Annotated in this window: 13 protein-coding genes; 5 read left to right on the forward strand and 8 right to left on the reverse strand. The window is 63.5% G+C overall.

What is annotated here, in order from left to right:
* Positions 1-18: 18 nt before the first annotated feature.
* A complete protein-coding gene (locus tag AC1D2G_RS18620; RefSeq protein WP_477415807.1) occupies positions 19-285 on the reverse strand; it encodes a hypothetical protein in 267 nt (88 codons plus the stop codon).
* A 247-nt stretch (positions 286-532) separates the two neighbouring features.
* Between AC1D2G_RS18620 and AC1D2G_RS18625 the strand changes: the two genes are divergently transcribed.
* Both AC1D2G_RS18625 and AC1D2G_RS18630 read left to right on the forward strand, forming a co-directional pair.
* Positions 533-2,368, forward strand: a complete 1,836-nt coding sequence (locus AC1D2G_RS18625) for a monovalent cation:proton antiporter-2 (CPA2) family protein (RefSeq protein WP_477415809.1) — start codon at positions 533-535, stop codon at positions 2,366-2,368.
* Between the two features lie 14 nt (positions 2,369-2,382).
* Positions 2,383-2,928, forward strand: a complete 546-nt coding sequence (locus AC1D2G_RS18630; RefSeq protein WP_095085089.1) for a DUF924 family protein — start codon at positions 2,383-2,385, stop codon at positions 2,926-2,928.
* Between the two features lie 28 nt (positions 2,929-2,956).
* On the opposite strand, the gene folK is transcribed toward AC1D2G_RS18630, so the two are convergent.
* Genes folK through folP form a run of 3 tightly spaced genes read right to left on the reverse strand, consistent with a single transcriptional unit; the run spans position 2,957 to position 4,667 of the window.
* Complete coding sequence (folK, locus tag AC1D2G_RS18635; protein WP_477415810.1) at positions 2,957-3,469, reverse strand: 2-amino-4-hydroxy-6-hydroxymethyldihydropteridine diphosphokinase; 513 nt, start codon at positions 3,467-3,469, stop codon at positions 2,957-2,959.
* Positions 3,453-3,812: a dihydroneopterin aldolase gene (gene folB / locus AC1D2G_RS18640; protein ID WP_095085091.1), complete on the reverse strand. Its 360-nt coding sequence runs from the start codon at positions 3,810-3,812 to the stop codon at positions 3,453-3,455. The genes folK and folB overlap by 17 nt, the downstream gene beginning before the upstream one ends.
* Before the next feature lie 3 nt (positions 3,813-3,815).
* On the reverse strand, positions 3,816-4,667 hold the full coding sequence (gene folP / locus AC1D2G_RS18645; RefSeq protein WP_477415950.1) for a dihydropteroate synthase: 852 nt from the start codon (positions 4,665-4,667) through the stop codon (positions 3,816-3,818).
* Between the two features lie 119 nt (positions 4,668-4,786).
* On the opposite strand from folP, the gene AC1D2G_RS18650 reads away from it, so the two are divergent.
* Both AC1D2G_RS18650 and AC1D2G_RS18655 read left to right on the forward strand, forming a co-directional pair.
* Positions 4,787-5,425 carry a DUF922 domain-containing Zn-dependent protease gene (locus AC1D2G_RS18650; protein ID WP_457150768.1) on the forward strand — a complete coding sequence of 213 codons (639 nt, stop codon included), beginning with the start codon at positions 4,787-4,789 and terminating at the stop codon, positions 5,423-5,425.
* Between the two features lie 217 nt (positions 5,426-5,642).
* Positions 5,643-7,121 carry an MDR family MFS transporter gene (locus tag AC1D2G_RS18655; RefSeq protein ID WP_477415811.1) on the forward strand — a complete coding sequence of 493 codons (1,479 nt, stop codon included), beginning with the start codon at positions 5,643-5,645 and terminating at the stop codon, positions 7,119-7,121.
* Positions 7,122-7,154: 33 nt separating this feature from the next.
* On the opposite strand, the gene AC1D2G_RS18660 is transcribed toward AC1D2G_RS18655, so the two are convergent.
* The 3 genes from AC1D2G_RS18660 to AC1D2G_RS18670 all read right to left on the reverse strand — a co-directional run bounded on the left by AC1D2G_RS18660 (position 7,155) and on the right by AC1D2G_RS18670 (position 9,055).
* Positions 7,155-8,183: an NAD(P)/FAD-dependent oxidoreductase gene (locus AC1D2G_RS18660; protein ID WP_184873987.1), complete on the reverse strand. Its 1,029-nt coding sequence runs from the start codon at positions 8,181-8,183 to the stop codon at positions 7,155-7,157.
* 83 nt (positions 8,184-8,266) lie between these two features.
* Entirely contained in the window at positions 8,267-8,587 is a 321-nt protein-coding gene (locus AC1D2G_RS18665) for a 2Fe-2S iron-sulfur cluster-binding protein (RefSeq protein ID WP_095085095.1), read from the reverse strand.
* Between the two features lie 99 nt (positions 8,588-8,686).
* On the reverse strand, positions 8,687-9,055 hold the full coding sequence (locus tag AC1D2G_RS18670; protein ID WP_457150771.1) for an Hpt domain-containing protein: 369 nt from the start codon (positions 9,053-9,055) through the stop codon (positions 8,687-8,689).
* Positions 9,056-9,326: 271 nt separating this feature from the next.
* On the opposite strand from AC1D2G_RS18670, the gene AC1D2G_RS18675 reads away from it, so the two are divergent.
* Positions 9,327-15,809 carry a kinesin gene (locus AC1D2G_RS18675; protein WP_477415813.1) on the forward strand — a complete coding sequence of 2,161 codons (6,483 nt, stop codon included), beginning with the start codon at positions 9,327-9,329 and terminating at the stop codon, positions 15,807-15,809.
* A 157-nt stretch (positions 15,810-15,966) separates the two neighbouring features.
* On the opposite strand, the gene AC1D2G_RS18680 is transcribed toward AC1D2G_RS18675, so the two are convergent.
* Complete coding sequence (locus AC1D2G_RS18680) at positions 15,967-16,560, reverse strand: ABC-type transport auxiliary lipoprotein family protein (protein ID WP_477415952.1); 594 nt, start codon at positions 16,558-16,560, stop codon at positions 15,967-15,969.
* Between the last annotated feature and the right edge of the window lie 69 nt (positions 16,561-16,629).

The raw sequence follows: 16,629 nt of genomic DNA on the forward strand, positions 1-16,629 counted from the left end.
ACCGCTTCGATCCTGCGATTAGCCCTTGATCGCGGCCGTCACGTCGTCATACGCCTTACAGGCGTCGGCCAATGTCGTGGTGCCCTGATATTTGGTTGTCACGGCCTGCACCTTGGCCGTCAGGTCAGCCGCCTTGGACGGGTCCTTGGTGATCGCTTCCTGCAGCGCGGCAGCCATGTCCTGCGCTTTCTTGGTTGCGATCTCGGCCGTGCACTCGGGCGCCTTCGAGCACGCCGAACCGGCTAGCACCGCCAGGCCGACGGCAACAAACAAAAACTTCTTCATGTCAGTCATCTCCTCAAAAGGGCTCGACTTGATCGTCGCTCACCCTCCAATGGCCGAAGCCGAGCGTCCTTAGCCTTCGATTGTGGCAAGATGCAACGCGTTCCCAACGTCAACTTGTGTAACGCGCCCGCAACATCGCTGGTGATCGGGATTCGGGCTGTTCGATCCCCACCGAAGCCCCTATCTTCCCCCCTTGTCAAAGAGACTTCGAAATCGGAATCGATCCTCAAACGAGCGGAATGGCGGCATGGCGGTAGAGGCATCGAGCAACGATCTGGTTCAGGTGGTGGCGCTGCTTGCAGCCGGCGTTGTCGCCGTTCCCATCTTCAAGCGCATGGGCCTCGGCTCGATTCTCGGCTATCTGGCCGCCGGTGTGGTGATCGGCCCGTTTGGCCTGCGCGTCTTTTCCGAATCGGAAGCCATCCTTCATGTCGCTGAGCTCGGCGTGGTGATGTTCCTGTTCATCATCGGACTGGAAATGCAGCCGTCGCGGCTATGGGGCTTGCGCCGCGAGATCTTCGGCCTCGGTGCACTGCAGGTCGGCGTCTGCGCGGTCTTGCTGACCGCTGTTGGCGTGGCGGGAGGGTTTCCGATCTCGCAATCCTTCGTCGCCGGCGCCGGCTTCGTGCTGACCTCGACGGCGATCGTCATGCAGCTTCTGGAGGAACGCGGCGAAATCGCCGAGCCGAAAGGCCAGCGCATCGTCTCGGTGCTGCTGCTCGAGGACCTCGCCATCGTGCCGCTGCTGGCCCTGATCGCATTCCTGGCCCCCGGCGGCGCCGACACCAGCCTGGCGGAGCGCTTCACCGAGATAGGCATCGGCCTTGCCGCGATTGTCGGACTGGTGCTGGCTGGACGCTATCTGCTCAATCCGTTCTTCCGCATCCTGGCGGATGCCCGTGCCCGCGAGGTGATGACGGCTGCCGCCCTTCTGGTCGTCCTCGGATCGGCGCTCGCCATGCAGCTCAGCGGCCTGTCGATGGCGATGGGTGCATTCCTGGCCGGCGTGCTGCTGTCGGAATCGACATTCCGGCATCAACTCGAAGCCGACATCGAACCCTTTCGCGGCATCCTGCTCGGCCTGTTCTTCCTTGCCGTCGGCATGTCGCTCGACCTGCATGTGGTGGTCGCGAACTGGCGGCTGGTTGCCATCTATGTCGTCGCCTACATGGTGATGAAGGCGCTCGGCATCTACATTGTCGCGCGGGTCCTGAAAACCCGCCATCGCGAAGCGTTGGAGCGTGCCGTCTTCATGGCGCAAGGCGGCGAATTCGCCTTCGTCCTTTATTCGGCCGCCGCCGCGGTCGGCATCATCGACAACCGGGCCAACGCGACGCTGACGGCGATCGTCATCATCTCGATGGTGCTGACGCCGCTGGCGATCATCGCCTTGCGGTATCTCACACCGCGCGACGAGCAGTCGCTCGACGGGGTCGAGATTGCCGATGGCCTGACCGGCAGCGTCCTGATCATCGGCTTCGGCCGCTTCGGCCAGATCGCCAGTCAGCCGCTGCTCCTGCGCGGCATCGATGTCTCGATCATCGACAACGATGTCGAAATGATCCAGGCGGCGGCCGATTTCGGCTTCAAGGTCTATTATGGCGATGGCACGCGGCTGGACATCCTGCATGCGGCCGGGGCTGGCCGCGCGCGCGCCGTGCTGATCTGCGTCGACAAGCCGGATGTGGCCGTTCGCATCGCCCAGCTGATCAAGGCCGAATTTCCACTGCTCACTGTGCTCGCCCGGGCTTTCGACCGCGGCACGGCGCTGCAGCTCATTCGTGCCGGCGTCGACTTCCAGCTGCGCGAAACCTTCGAATCGGCGTTGGTTTTCGGCGGCTCGGCGCTGGAATCGCTCGGCGTCGATCCCGAAGACGTGGCAGAGGTGATCGAAGATGTGCGGCGCCGCGATACCGCCCGTTTCGAAACCCAGCTCGCCGAAGGTGTTCGCGCCGGACAACGCTTCCTGAGGGGCAATATCGGCACGCCCATTCCCACGCCCCTCACTCAGCCGCGCCGTACCGGGCAGGCACTCAATGAAGAGACGGCCGGTGTTTTGCACAAATCCGAACCCGCGGATTGAACAAGGAATTTTGCATGGAATTGGATAGCAGAGCCCTGTCGGTCACCAAATTCTGGCGCGACGCCGGCGAAGATGCATGGTTCGAGAAGAACGAGGCTTTCGATGCCGACTTCCGCAACCGCTTTCTCGATCTCCACTATGCCGCCGCGCGGCGTGAATGCGACGACTGGTCGGCACATGCCGAAGGCTCGCTGGCGCTGATGATCCTGCTCGACCAGTTTCCGCGGAACTGCTTTCGCGGCACCGGCCATATGTGCGCGACCGATCCGCTGGCGAAGCATTTTGCTCAAAAGGCCGTCGCGGCCGGCCATGATCTGGCGCTGGAACCTGAAGTCCGCGTGTTTCTGTATTTGCCGTTCGAGCATTCGGAAAACCTTGCCGACCAGGAGGTATCCGTCGAGTTGCACAAGGCCAAAGCCGAGTTCAATCTGAAATATGCGCTCGAGCACCGCGACATCATCCGGAATTTTGGCCGTTTTCCGCACCGAAACAGGATGCTTGGCCGCGAGACCACACCCCAGGAGCAAGCGTTCCTGGATGGCGGCGGCTTCTCCGGTTAAAAGGTCCTGCTGTCGCCCCGCCCGGGCATCAGACCAGCCACCAATCCCGGCCGGATGGCAATCGCTCGATACCGGATGTGTCGACCGCGACCAGCCGGTCCGTGACGCTGCGGCCACCGACAACCAGGCCCGGCGCGATCTCCGCCAGCGGCGCCAGCACGAAGGCGCGTTCCAGCATGCGCGGATGCGGCACTTCCAGTCCGGTCTCGTGAATGATGCGGTCGCCGAACACCAGAATGTCGATGTCGATCAGCCGCGGTCCCCAGCGCTCCTCGCGCACCCGCTTCAGTCTGCGCTCGGCATCCAGACAGAGGTCGAGCAAGGCGCGCGGCACCAGTCCGGTGGAAATTTCGGCAGCCGCATTGAGAAAATCCGGCTGATCGAGCTTGCCCCAGGGCGGTGTGCGATAGAGCGAGGAGACGCCGGTGACGCGCGTATCTGCGTCGGCATCCAGCATGCGCAGCGCCGCGCCCATCGATTTCGCCGGGTCGCCAAGATTGCCGCCAAGGCTGAGATAGACCGTGCTATTCGGGCCAGACAACGGTCACCTCGACGTAATCGATCACACCGGGGACCGGAGCGTTTGGCTTGCGCACCGTGATCTCGGCTTTTTTGATCTGCGGAAAACGCGCCGTCAGTGCACGGGCGACCTCGAGTGCCAGGGATTCGATCAGAAAGCGGCGCTGTCCTGTGATGATCTTTTCGATCTCCGTGAAAGCGATACCGTAGTTGACCGTGTCCTCGATGGAATCATCGACAAGCGCCCGGCCGGGATCGACGGTGAGAGCGGCATCGACATAGAAGCGCTGGCCGAGCCTTTCCTCCTCGTCCAGCACGCCGTGCCGGGCAAAGAACGCGCAATTCTTCATGCGGATGACATACATCGCTCAGTTTCTCGCCTGGTCGCTTTGACGCGCCAGCATAGCATCTGCGAGCGCCAGCGCGTCCACGTTGAATGCGACATCATGGACGCGAAACAGATCGGCGCCCTTGAGCCGCAGGATGACGCTGGTCGCCGCCGTTCCGACACCCCTGCCAGCCGCGTCGCGGCCGGTTACGGTGCCGATGAAGCGCTTGCGCGAGGTACCGGCCATCAGCGGCAAGCCAAGTGCACTGAGCTCGGAAAAGCGCGCCATCAGATCGAGATTTTCCTCCGCCGTCTCCTTGGCGAAGCCGAATCCGGGATCGAGCACGATATGGTCGTCGGCGATGCCATGCTGGCGGGCGATTTCCAGCGATTTTCGCAGGAACGCCAACTGATCGGCAATCACGTCCGGCAGCTTCTCGCGGCCCCGCCCGGTATGCATGATGACAAGCCCGGCGCCGGTGTCGGCGGCGACGCGGGCAACGTCGGGCTCGCGCTGCAACCCCCAGACATCGTTGACGATGTGTGCGCCGGCGGCCACCGCGAGCCGGGCGGTGTCGGCGCGGTAGGTATCGACCGAAATCAGCACCCCGCCGGCGCTCGCCAGCGCTTCGATCACCGGCAGGATGCGGGCCTGTTCGTCGCTCGCCGATATCGCGGCGGCGCCCGGGCGGGTCGATTCCCCGCCGACATCGACGACCAGTGCTCCTTCCCCCATCATGCGCCGTGCCTGGGCCAACGCCTTTTCGGGGGCGTCGAACAGTCCGCCGTCGGAAAAACTGTCGGGGGTGACGTTGAGGATGCCGACGACCACGGCTTTGCCGCCAAGGTCGAGATGGCGTCCATGCGCCAACTGCCATCGCCTAGCCGTCATTTGCTCAGCAACCATGGGCTCATCAATCAAGAGGCTCATCAACGATGTGTGATCCGCTGCGGATCAATTCCGTTGCGCTGGCAACGGCCGTAAAGCAAGGTGGTCGAAGAGGCAACATGATGAACCGATCCATGCTTGGCGTGAAACCATCCCTGCTCTGTGCGCTGCTGCTTGCCGCCACTGCCGTCCCGGCTGGTGCGGCCAATCTCGTCAAGACGTACAGCTATTTCGCCATTGGCGGCAGCACCCTCGACGACATCGAGGCACAACTCTCCAAACGCGGGCCGGAGGTCAAAAGCACGGGCACGCGGCACCCGGGAGCCACCCAGATGGCCTTCACCACCCGCATCAGCTATGCCAAGACTTCGAACTCCTGCCGGATCGCCGACGCGGTTGTGACCGTCAAGGTGAAGGTGATCCTTCCCGAATGGCGCCGCCCGCGCAAGGCCGATGCCGATGTCAGGCTGTTCTGGGACACGCTGGCCGCCGACATCAGACGCCATGAAGAGCGCCATGTCGAAATTGCCAAGAACCATGGCCGGGAACTCGAAGAGGACCTGAAAGCCACCTACCCGCAAAGGAATTGCGACGCTGCCAAGGCCAAGGCCGCCGAAATCACCGCGGCAGTTCTGGCCAGGCATGACCGTGCGCAGCTGCAGTTCGACCGTGTCGAAAGCGTCAATTTCGAAAGCCGCATCCTGAGGCTGCTGCGCTATCGCATCGAACGCATCGAGAGGGGTCAGCTGCCACCGGCTTGACTCGGAAACCAGCGGCGCCGGCGAAAGCCAAATCCACCGAAGCGTAGTGCCAGCCTCGAAAAACTTTCGGGCGCCTGTCGAAATCGGCCTATTACGGAACGACATATAGCAGGGCTCGCCAGGCGCGGGCTTCAAAACGCCAATGCGATCAAAACGGTCAAAGGGAACGGAACGGCCGGACAGTGCCGGTCAATCGCAAGCTTACGGATGAACGATCATGGATCAGGCTGTCGACAAGCCAACGATGGTGGAAGCCGGCGTGCCACTGAGCGAAGCCGAAAAGAACGCCATCATCGCCGGCGTGCTCCTGTCAATGCTGCTGGCGGCACTCGATCAGACCATCGTGGCGCCTGCCATGCCGACCATCGGGCATGCGCTCGGCCACGCGCAATATCTGCCGTGGATCGTCACCGGTTACCTCTTGACCGCGACCGCCATGGCACCGCTCTACGGCAAGATTTCCGACGTCTATGGCCGCCGGCCCACCGTTTATGCGGCGATCCTGATCTTTCTGCTGGGTTCGCTGGTCAGCGCCATGGCGCCCAACATGTTCGTGCTGGTTGTCGGGCGGGCCATCCAGGGCGCCGGTGGTGGCGGCCTCTTCACCTTGACGCAGACTGTCATCGGCGACCTCGTTCCGCCACGCGAACGGGCGCGCTACGCTGCCTGGATCTCCGGCACCTGGGCTGTCGCCAGCATCGCCGGGCCGCTGCTCGGCGGCACTTTCGCCGAACATCTGCACTGGTCGCTGATTTTCTGGATCAACATTCCGCTCGGCCTGCTGGCCATGGCGATCATCAACAACCCGCTCAAGAAGCTGCCTATTGCCGCAAAGCAGCATCGCATCGACGGCCTCGGCGCGCTGCTGCTTGTCGTGGCCACGGCATTGCTGCTGTTGGCGCTCAACTGGGGCGGCAGCGAATATCCATGGCTGTCGCGCGAAATTGTTGGGCTGCTGGCCGTCTCGGTGGTTTTCTGGGTGGCGTTTGCCTTGCGGCTGCTGCGCGCGGCCGAACCACTCATCTCGCTTGAAGTGCTGAGCAACCCGATCGTTCTCGCCGGCACATCGTCGATGTTCCTCTTGCAGGCTGCCAACATAGGTCTGGCGGTCTATCTGCCTGTCTATCTGCAGTCGATTGTCGGCCTCTCGGTCAGCGAGTCGGGTCTGGCGATGCTGGGTCTTCTGCTCGGCACCGTGGCCGGCGCCACGTTCAGCGGACGCACAATACCGCGCTTCGTCCATTACAAGCGGATCGCGATGGTCGGCGTGTTCTTCTCGATCCTATGTCTCGGACTGCTTGCTTTGGTTGCCGGGCACGCCTCGCTGCTGGTTGTCGAGATCTTGACGATCTGCATCGGCCTGGGAAGCGGAACCACCTTCCCGGTCGCCACCGTATCGGTTCAGAATGCTGTAGATCGCGCGCACCTTGGCGTCGCTACCGGCGTTCTGACCTTCCTGCGCTCGCTGGGCAGCGCGCTCGGCGTCGCCATGCTTGGCGCTGTCGCGCTTGGCTATGGCCTGCCGCTTGCCGGTGAAGGCACGCTTGCCGTCGGACAGGTTATTTCAGTGGTGCCCTTCGTGATGATCTTCCTTGTCGCCGCGGCAACGCTGCTGTTGGCGCTGATCACGCTCGGCCTGATGCCGGAAAAGCCACTTCGCGGCCAGGCCGACCATGCTCCAGTGATGGCGGAATAGAAGCGGTCGGCGAAACCGAGCCGATCCAGCGGCTCAGTCGACGACGCCGAGCTTCTTCTGCAGGCTGGTCGACGACGTCGTGTACTGGAACACGATGCGTTCACCGGGGCTGATGATGCGCTTGGCCGCCTGCGCCATCAGCGCCACCTCGTGGAAGCCCGACAGGATCAGCTTCAGCTTGCCAGGATACCAGTTGATGTCGCCGACCGCGAAGATGCCGGGCACCGATGTCTGGAACTTCTCGGTATCGACCGGAATGAGGTTCTCGTGAAGATTGAGCCCCCATTCCGCGATCGGCCCGAGCTTCATGGTCAGGCCGAAGAACGGCAGCATGCGCGTGCAAGGCACCTCGACATCGCCGTCCGGTCCCTTGATGACAGCCGATGAGAGCTGGCCGTCGGCGCCGGTCAGTCCGGTCACTTGCCCGACCTGGAAATCGAGCTGCTTCATCTCCTGCATGGCATACATCTTGTTGACGCTGTCGGGTGCGGCGCGGAATTCGGGCCGCCGGTGCACCAGCGTCACGCTCTTGGCCACCGGCTGCAGGTTGAGCGTCCAGTCGAGCGCCGAATCGCCGCCGCCGACAATGACAAGGTCGTGGCCGCGAAAATCTTCCATCCTGCGTACCGAGTAGAAGACGCTCTTGCCTTCATAGGGTTCGATGCCCGGGATCGGCGGCCGTTTGGGCTGGAAGGAACCGCCGCCGGCGGCAATCACCACGACCTTGGCTTCGAACACCTCATTCTCGTCGGTGGTGACGCGAAAGCTGCCGTCCTCCAGCTTTTCCAGGCTGGAAACCATGCGGTTGTAGGTGAAGTCAGGCTTGAACGGCGCGATCTGCTCGAGCAGTTTGTCGACCAGTCCCTGCGCCGAGATCGAAGGCCATCCTGGAATGTCGTAGATCGGCTTTTCCGGATAGAGTTCCGCGCATTGGCCGCCCGGCCGGTCGAGGATGTCGATCAGGTGGCACTTCATGTCGAACAGACCGAGTTCGAACACGGCAAACAGGCCGACCGGCCCTGCCCCGACAATAAGGACGTCTGTCTTGGTGATGTCGGTCATGCTGTGTGCCTCGCTGCGGAACCCGAGTGACACTGCATGAGCAATCCGCCGCTGCCAAGCAGCAGCCGGCAAAAATCAGTGTCTCAGCCCTGGCGGGCCGGCACCCGCACGACCAGACCGTCTAGCGCGTCGCGCACCTTGATCTGGCACGACAGCCGCGAGTTCGGCTGAACGTCGTAGGCGAAGTCCAGCATGTCCTCTTCCATCGCTTCCGGCTCGCCGACTTGAGCCGTCCATGCCTCGTCGACATAGACATGGCAGGTCGCGCAAGCGCAGGCGCCCCCGCATTCCGCCTCGATCCCCGGCACCGCGTTGCGGATCGCGTTCTCCATGACCGTCGAGCCGTTCTCGGCGTCCATGTCGAATTGTGTGCCGTCATGGGCGATGAAAGTCAGCTTTGTCATTTGTCACCTGAAGGGAGTCTCAGCCGAGATAATCACTCCGGCTGACAAGTCAACTGCGCGCGAAAGCGCCGCTCGGTGACGTTTTTCCGCAAACCGGGTTCAGCGACTGATGGCGGCGATGAAATCGCGCACTTCGTCGATCAGCGCGCCAAGCCGCCCGAGCGTCTGGTTGTCTTCCGGCCGGTGCTCGATCTCGGTGGCGCAATCGGCGATGGCAAAGGCACCGACACCGCGTGCCGAACCCTTCAGCCCATGCGCAAGCAGAAGCCGGTCCTTGATGTCGGCATCGACTATTTTCTCGCGCACCGACAGGGCCTGTTGTACAAACAGCGCCAGCACCTCTTGCTCGAGGCTGCGGTCGCCCATGGTCTGGCGCGCAAGGTGTGCCAAATCGACCGGCCGTGACCGCCTAGGTCCGGATACGTCGCCCCCGGGCATTGAGAAGGCAATGCCGCTTTCGCCACGCATGAACTCGAACTCCGTTTCTTCGATCGCCCGGAAAACTAGGCGATTCCAGTGGACAACGGGTTAATGAGTGGCGGGGAATAATGTTGCGAAAGCGGCGCCGAAATCACGCTTCCGTTAACCTTATATTTAAAGTTTTACGTATCTCGCGGAATGCATGTTTTCTTTACCCCCCTGTGTCATTACGATACGAGGGGTCCATTTTCAGCCTCCTGCGCGGGGTACGATAAAAACACAATTATAAGCCCGCAGCAGCTAGTACAGGGTAGAAGGCATGGCAAAGAAAACAACGACGACGAGAACTCTCGACAACGATGTGGCCAGGGAACTGGAAAAGGCGCTTGATCTAGACCTCAGCAGCGATGCCGGCGACGGCGACCTCGACATCGCGGCTTCGATGGAAGATCTGGAAGCGCAGATATCTCAGGCCGCCGACGAACTGGCGCGCGAGGGACGCAACGACAAGCCGGCGCCAGCAGTCAATCAGAGCCAGGCCGCGCGTAGTGAGGCCACGAAACCCGCGCCCCAGCCCAAGCCCGCCGAGTTGCGCCCCGTCGAAACACGCAATGGTGCCCAGCCCGCCGGTTTCGCGCCAGCCAATGACGATCGCCAGAAGGACTACAAGACGCTCTTGCACAGCCTCAACAGGCGTGCCTCGAACACCATTTACTGGGTCGTTGCCTTCGTCTCACTCGCCTGGTTCGCCGGTGCAGGCGGTCTGGCCAACCTCCTCTTCGGACCGAGCATCTGGAGAATCCGCACGCTCGACCAGTTTCTTGCCCGTCCCGAACTGATCGGTCTGGCGGTCGCGGCGATTGTGCCCGTCATCCTGTTCTGGGCCTTCGCGGCGATGATCCGCCGCGCCCAGGAAATGCGCATTGCCGCCCAGTCAATGACCGAAGTGGCCTTCCGCCTGACCGAGCCGGAAAACCTTGCCCAGGATCGCGTCATGATGATCGGCCAGGCCGTTCGTCGCGAGGTGGCCGCCATGGGCGAAGGCATCGAGCGCACGCTTGCCCGCGCCGTCGAACTGGAAACGCTGGTCCACAGCGAAGTCAACCAGATCGAGCGCTCCTATTCGGAGAATGAGTCCCGCATCCRTTCGCTGGTCGACGGGCTCGGCAGCGAGCGTGAAGCCGTCGTCAGCCATGCCGAGCGCGTCCGCGCCTCGATCACCGGCGCGCATGAGACGCTGAAGGACGAGATCGGCGCCGCCTCCGACATCATCCGCGACAGCATCCTCAATGCATCGACCAAGCTGTCGATGACGATCACCAATTCAGGCGACACGCTCATCGACCGCATCAATGAAAGCTCGTTGTCGATCTTCGATTCGGTGGAAGGCCGCCTCGATACGATCACCGACAAGCTGTCGACCTCGGGCGAGGCCTTCGCCAGCCTTCTCGACACCCGCATAGCCAAACTGACCGACACCACCGACGGCCTGACACGGTCGTTGACCGATCTCCTCGACGATCGCACCACCGGCATGGTGTCTCTGCTCGGTGGTGCCGCGCGCACCCTCAATTCCGAATTCGAGGCTAGCCTCAACGGCATCGAGCGCACGCTCGCCGAGCGCGGCCAGGCGCTGATCAGCGAGTTCCAGACCCGCGCCGAGGCGCTGGACACCGGAACGCAGAAGCTCAACGCGGCGCTTGAGGCCCGCGCCCGCCAGATCAATGAGACGCTGGTCGAGCGTGCCCGCGAAATCGCGCACACCTTTGCCGAGAGCAAGGACACGCTGTCGGCGATGATCGATCAGGGCAAGACCCAGATCGGCGCCGATATGGCCGACATCGTCACCTCGACCTCCTCCATGCTCGAAGCCCGCGCCAGCGACTTCGCCGGCCGTWTGGAGGCCGCGCGTCATGTCGTATCGCGTTCGTTCGATAGCGACATTCAGCGGCTTGCCGACGCCCGCGCAGGAATCGAGGAAGCCGTCGAAAACCACAGCCGCAAGCTTTCGGAAAGCCGCGATCGCATGGCCGAGGCCATGCAGGCCGACCTGGCGAAGTTCGACGAAGGCCGCGCCGGCATCGATGCCGCAGTGACCAACCAGGTGCAGAAGCTGGCCGAAGGCCGCAGCCTGATCGCGCGCGCCCTCGAGGAGGATCTGCGCAAGGTCAACGAATCGCGGGCGGCCATCGATGCGTCGCTCGGCGGCCATCTTGAAAGGCTGGAAGAAGGCCGCAACAGGCTCTCCGCTGCCTTGAACGAAGACTCGGGGAAACTGGTACAAGCTCGTACAATCATTGATGAAATGGTTGCTGGACACGTCGGCAAGCTGGCCGAGGGCCGCAGCATCCTGTCGCGCGCTTTGGAAGCCGATCTCGGCAAATTGTCCGACAGCCGCGCCAGCATCGACGGTCTCGTCGCCGGCCAGGTCGAGAAGATCGCCGAGGGCCGCGCCGTGCTCGCCAAGGCGCTGGAAAACGACATCAGCGGCATAAAGAGCCTGATCGAAGCCCATTCCGCCAAGCTGGCGGACGACCGCACGCAGCTTTCCCAGTCGCTCGACACCGATCTGTCCAGCATACGCGGCCTGATCGACAGCCATGCGGGACGGCTGGTCGAGGATCGCAGCCTGCTGTCGCAGACGCTCGAGGCTGACCTTGCCAAGTTGGCCGAAAGCCGATCGAGCATCGATGGCCTGGTTGCCGGCCAGGTCGAGAAGCTCGCCGAAGGCCGCGACATTCTCAAGCGGGCGCTGGAATCCGATCTGAACACGATCAAGGGCGTCATTGCCAGCCAGTCGGAAAGGCTCGCCGAGGATCGCGGCCAGCTTTCGCGGGTGCTGGAAGCCGACCTGCAGAATGTGAACAGCGTCATCGCCGACCACATGAACAAGCTCGTTCAGGATCGTTCGACCTTGTCGAAGGCGCTTGAAGATGACCTCGCCAAGCTGGCGGAGAGCCGCTCCAGCATCGACGGGCTGGTCGCCGGTCAGGTCGAGAAGTTGTCGGAAGGCCGCAACATCCTGCGGCGTGCGCTGGAAGCCGACCTCAATGCGATCCAGAGCACCGTTGCCGACCAGTCGCAGAAACTGGTCGATGACCGGGCACAGTTCGCCCGTGCGCTCGAGGCCGATCTCGAAAGCGTCAACAGCCTTGTCAACAGCCACTCCGAACGGCTCGCCCAGGATCGTTCGACGCTGTCGAAGGCACTCGAGGCTGATCTCGAAAACGTCAGTGGCCTGGTAGGCAGCCATGCGGAACGGCTTGTTGGAGAGCGCTCGACCCTGTCCAAGGCGCTCGAAGACGATCTTGCCAAGCTGGCCGAAAGCCGCTCCAGCATCGACGGGCTGGTTGCCGGTCAAGTCGAGAAGCTGTCGCAAGGCCGCGACATCCTGCGGCGCGCGCTGGAAGCCGACCTCAATGCGATCACGAGCACCGTTGCCGACCAGTCGCAGAAACTGGTCGATGACCGGGCGCAGTTTGCCCGGGCACTCGAGGCTGATCTCCAAAACGTCAGCGGCCTGGTGAACAGCCATTCGGAAAGACTTGTCGGGGAGCGCTCGACCCTGTCGAAGGCGCTCGAAGACGATCTCGCCAAGCTGGCGGAAAGTCGCTCCAGCATCGACGGACTGGTGGCCGGCCAGGTAGAGAAGCTGGCCGAAGGCCGTGATATCCTCAAGCGTGCCCTGGAAGCCGATCTGCAGAAGCTTTCCGCCAGCCGCAGCGACATTGACGACATCATCGCCGGACATGTCGGCAAGCTGTCGGAAGGGCGCAACATGCTGGCCCGCGCGCTGGAAGACGATCTCGGCAAGCTCGCCGAGACCCGCCAGGACGTCGACCGCTCGCTGTCGGGCCATATCGACCAGATCGCCGCCAGGAGCACCGATATCTCTGCGGCGATCGCTGCCGATGTCGAGAAGATCGAGCAGGCGTTCAGCCGCCAGACCGGCGTCATCGAGGAGCGCGCCGGCACCATGGAGCGTGCGCTCTCGACAGGCGTCGACAACGTCCGAGCCGTGCTCGAGAAGAGTGCGGTCTTCGTTGCCGGCGCGTTGCGCGAAAAGGTCCTGGAAATCACCAGCACGCTGCATGAGCAGGCCGGTGCTGCGTTCAGTGACGCCGACCGCAGGATCGCCGAGCGCGCCGAGCAGACCTCCGCCGCCCTGCTGGCGAGGGCCGAAGACATCGCCCGCACCTTCGAGGAAGCCGATCGCCGCCTCCACACCCGTGCGGAAGATACGTCGAGCGCTTTGCTTGCCCGTGCGGATGACACCTCCAGTTCCTTGCTGGCCCGCGCCCATGAAACCGCTGACCAGTTGGCCGCTCGTGCAAGCGAGATCGCCGGTACCTTCGACGTGGCGGACCGGAAGATCGCCGCCCGCGCCCAGGAAACCGCCGATCAGCTTACCGCCCGGGCTCAGGACACCGCCGACCATATGGCTGCCCGTGCCAGCGAGATCGCCGGCGCATTCGATGCGGCAGACCAGAAATTGGTCGCGCGCGCTGTCGAAACCGCACAGTCGCTGGCCGCCCGCGCCGGCGACATCCTGCGCAACTTCGAAGGCGCCGATCAGCGGCTCGGTATGCGCATCGGCGAATCGGCCGAGGCGCTTGCCGCGCGTGCATCGGATCTCGGCCGTATCTTCGATGCCGCGGACCAGCAATTGGTCGCGCGCATCGCCGAAGGTTCGGAAGCGCTGTCGAGCCGTGCGTCGGAAATCGGTCGCATCTTCGACGAAGCCGATCAGCGTCTGGTGTCGCGCATCGCCAGCAGCTCGTCGACGATCGGCGAGCATGCCGAGACCATCGTCGGCGCCTTTACCGACACCGAGCAGAGGGTCGCCGAACGTGCAAGGCGGACCGGTCAGGAAATGGCCGTGCATGCCCGCGAAATCGAACAGGCGCTTACCGGCGCCGACGAGCGGCTCGCATCGAGCGCGGCGGCTGCGGCCGCCCGTGTTGAAGAGCAGGTCTCAGGCGTCGAGAACCGCCTCGCCTACACGGCCGAGACGATGGGCCAAAGGATCAACGAACAGGTGGCGAATGCCGAGGCGCAACTCGTCTCGCGCGCCAATGTTATCGCGGAGACCTTCACCGCGGTTGGCCAGCATATTGGCCAGAGCACCAACGACGCCGCCAAGACGATCGGCGCCAACACCCGCGAGCTCAACACCATGCTCGCGGCGCGTTCGGCCGAAATGTCGAAGATCCTCGACGAGACCGCGCGGCCGCTGGTCGAGCGCTTCGCCCAGGGCGGCTCGGAACTGCAAAAGAGCATGGAAGAGGTCACCGAACGCGCCACCGAGAAGCTGCGGGCCGAGAATGCCGCACTTGTCAACGCGCTCGCCAACCGCACCGCCGAGACCTTGTCGGCGGTCGAAGGCGCCCGCTCGTCGCTGTCCGACAGCGTCGCCGATCTCATTGGCCGCATGACCACGTCCAGCTCGCAGCTCGGTCAGTTGATCGAGCAGGCCGCGGTCAATCTCGGCCAGGTCGACGAACGTCTGAGCGGCAGCACGCAAAGCTTCGCCGCCACCACCGAGAAGGCCGCGCAAACCTTCGCCAGCTCGGCACGGCTGGTCGATTCGAACACGACAAGGCTGACGGAACTGTCGTCGTCCACCTTGCGCGAGGTCGCTTCGATCGCCACCAAGTTCGACGAACACAGCCGCCTGCTGGTCAGCGCCTCGGACCTGCTGAGCTCGGCCCAGAGCAACCTCGAGCACACGCTCGAAAGGCAGTCGTCGCTCGAGGATCTCGCCGTTGGCCTGGTCAAGAAGTCGGAAGATCTCGAAAGGATCATGCGCTCGTTCGAAAATCTCGTCGGCCAGACGCTGCAGAACGCCGAGGGCAAGACCATGGAGTCGGCCGACAAGATCCGCAACGCCATCACCGATGTCGTCGATTCGGCGACCAAGCGCTTCGCCGATGCGACCGAAGAGATGCGGCGCACCGCGGGCTCGATCAAGAGCGAGCTCGACCTTACCCGCGCCGAGCTCAAGAAGGGCGTCATCGAGATGCCGGAAGAGGCAAAGGAATCGACCTCGGCCATCCGCCGCGCCGTTTCCGAGCAGATCAACGCCCTGAAAGAGCTTTCGGAGATCGTTGCGAAGTCAGGTCGCGGCGGCGGCGATGCCGCCGAGCAACGCAATCTTCGCCCGACACCGCAAGCGCCGGCCGCACGCCCGGCCGAGCCACCACGGCGTCCACCACCGGCACCGCAGCCGGAGCTGCGCACACCGCAGGCCCCGTTGGGCGGCACCCCACTGCGCGGCACACTCGACCTGGAGCGTCCGGCCGAGGCGGCACCGCGCCAGCGTGCTGATGCCGGCGCCCGTACACCACAGGGCGGTTGGGTGCGCGATCTCCTGACCGGGGCATCGCGCGAAGAGGACGCCAGGCCGGCAACGCCCGCGGAAGCACCGCGCGCGGCTCCTGCCCAGCGCTCGCCGCTGCATGTCGTGGAATCGCTGAACTCGCTCTCCGTCGACATCGCGCGGGCCATCGACCACGACGCTTCGATCGAACTGTGGAACCGCTACCGGCGTGGCGAGCGTGACGTGTTCACGCGGCGGCTCTACACGCTGAAGGGCCAGCAGACGTTCGACGAGATCCGTCGCAAGTATCAGGCGGAGGCCGAGTTCCGCACTGCCGTCGACCGCTACTGCGACGATTTCGAGAAGCTGCTCAAGGATGTCTCGCGCAACGACCGCGACAACATCATGGCGCAGACCTATCTGACGTCGGACACCGGCAAGGTCTACACCATGCTGGCCCATGCAAGCGGCCGCCTGCACTGATCACCCGATAGGGCAAAAGAAAAAGGCGGGAAATTTCCCGCCTTTTTCATTTCAGCCGATTTTGTGCTCTTCGGTACGTCCGCAAGCGCCGCGTCCCTTGCACGGCTTCAGGCGTCGGCATCATCAGAAACGTCGGGCGATCAAGCGTTTACAGCGATCAGATGACCGAATCCGTCCAACGCACGATCTGCTTGGCGGTATCTCCAAACGCGCTGTCGAGCGCGCTGACATAGGCAGGATTGCCGCTGCCCGAAACGGGCGCCGATGCGGTGAAGCTCTTGGAGGCGCGCACCTCGCCATTGCGGTCGTTCAATATCCGGACGAACAGGTCGACCTCGGCGTGCTCGCCGCCGTCGACGCGGACTTCGAAAGACCGGACCTCGACGATCACCTGGTAGTCGATCGCCAGGCCCTCGCCCGGCTTGCCGACGCCGGCAAAGCTGCCCGAACGCTGGAAGGTCTCGGCCAGCCGCGCCTGCACGATCAGCGGCAGCCGGTCGGCCCATTGCGCACCCTTGAGATACTGGATCGAGCGATCCGAGGGCTTGATGACGATGTTCTGGCTGTCCAACGCCTTGAGTGCCGACGGCTGCGCGATCAGGATCTGTCGGCGGCTGTGGCCATGCGCGTCGACCGAAGGCGCCGACAGCTCGAACGTGTCGAGCGGCGCGGGCTTGCCGCCCAACACCGCGCAACCCGCCAGTGTCAGGGCAAGCAGTGCCACAGCCGATGTCAACCCGCCCGTTCTCACCCACACAGACTTCACGCGCGATCCCCGTTGTCCCCGGATCGTAAGATCAACCCGCTTTCGCGGCTCATG

Source organism: Mesorhizobium sp. P2_C7, from assembly GCF_056404515.1.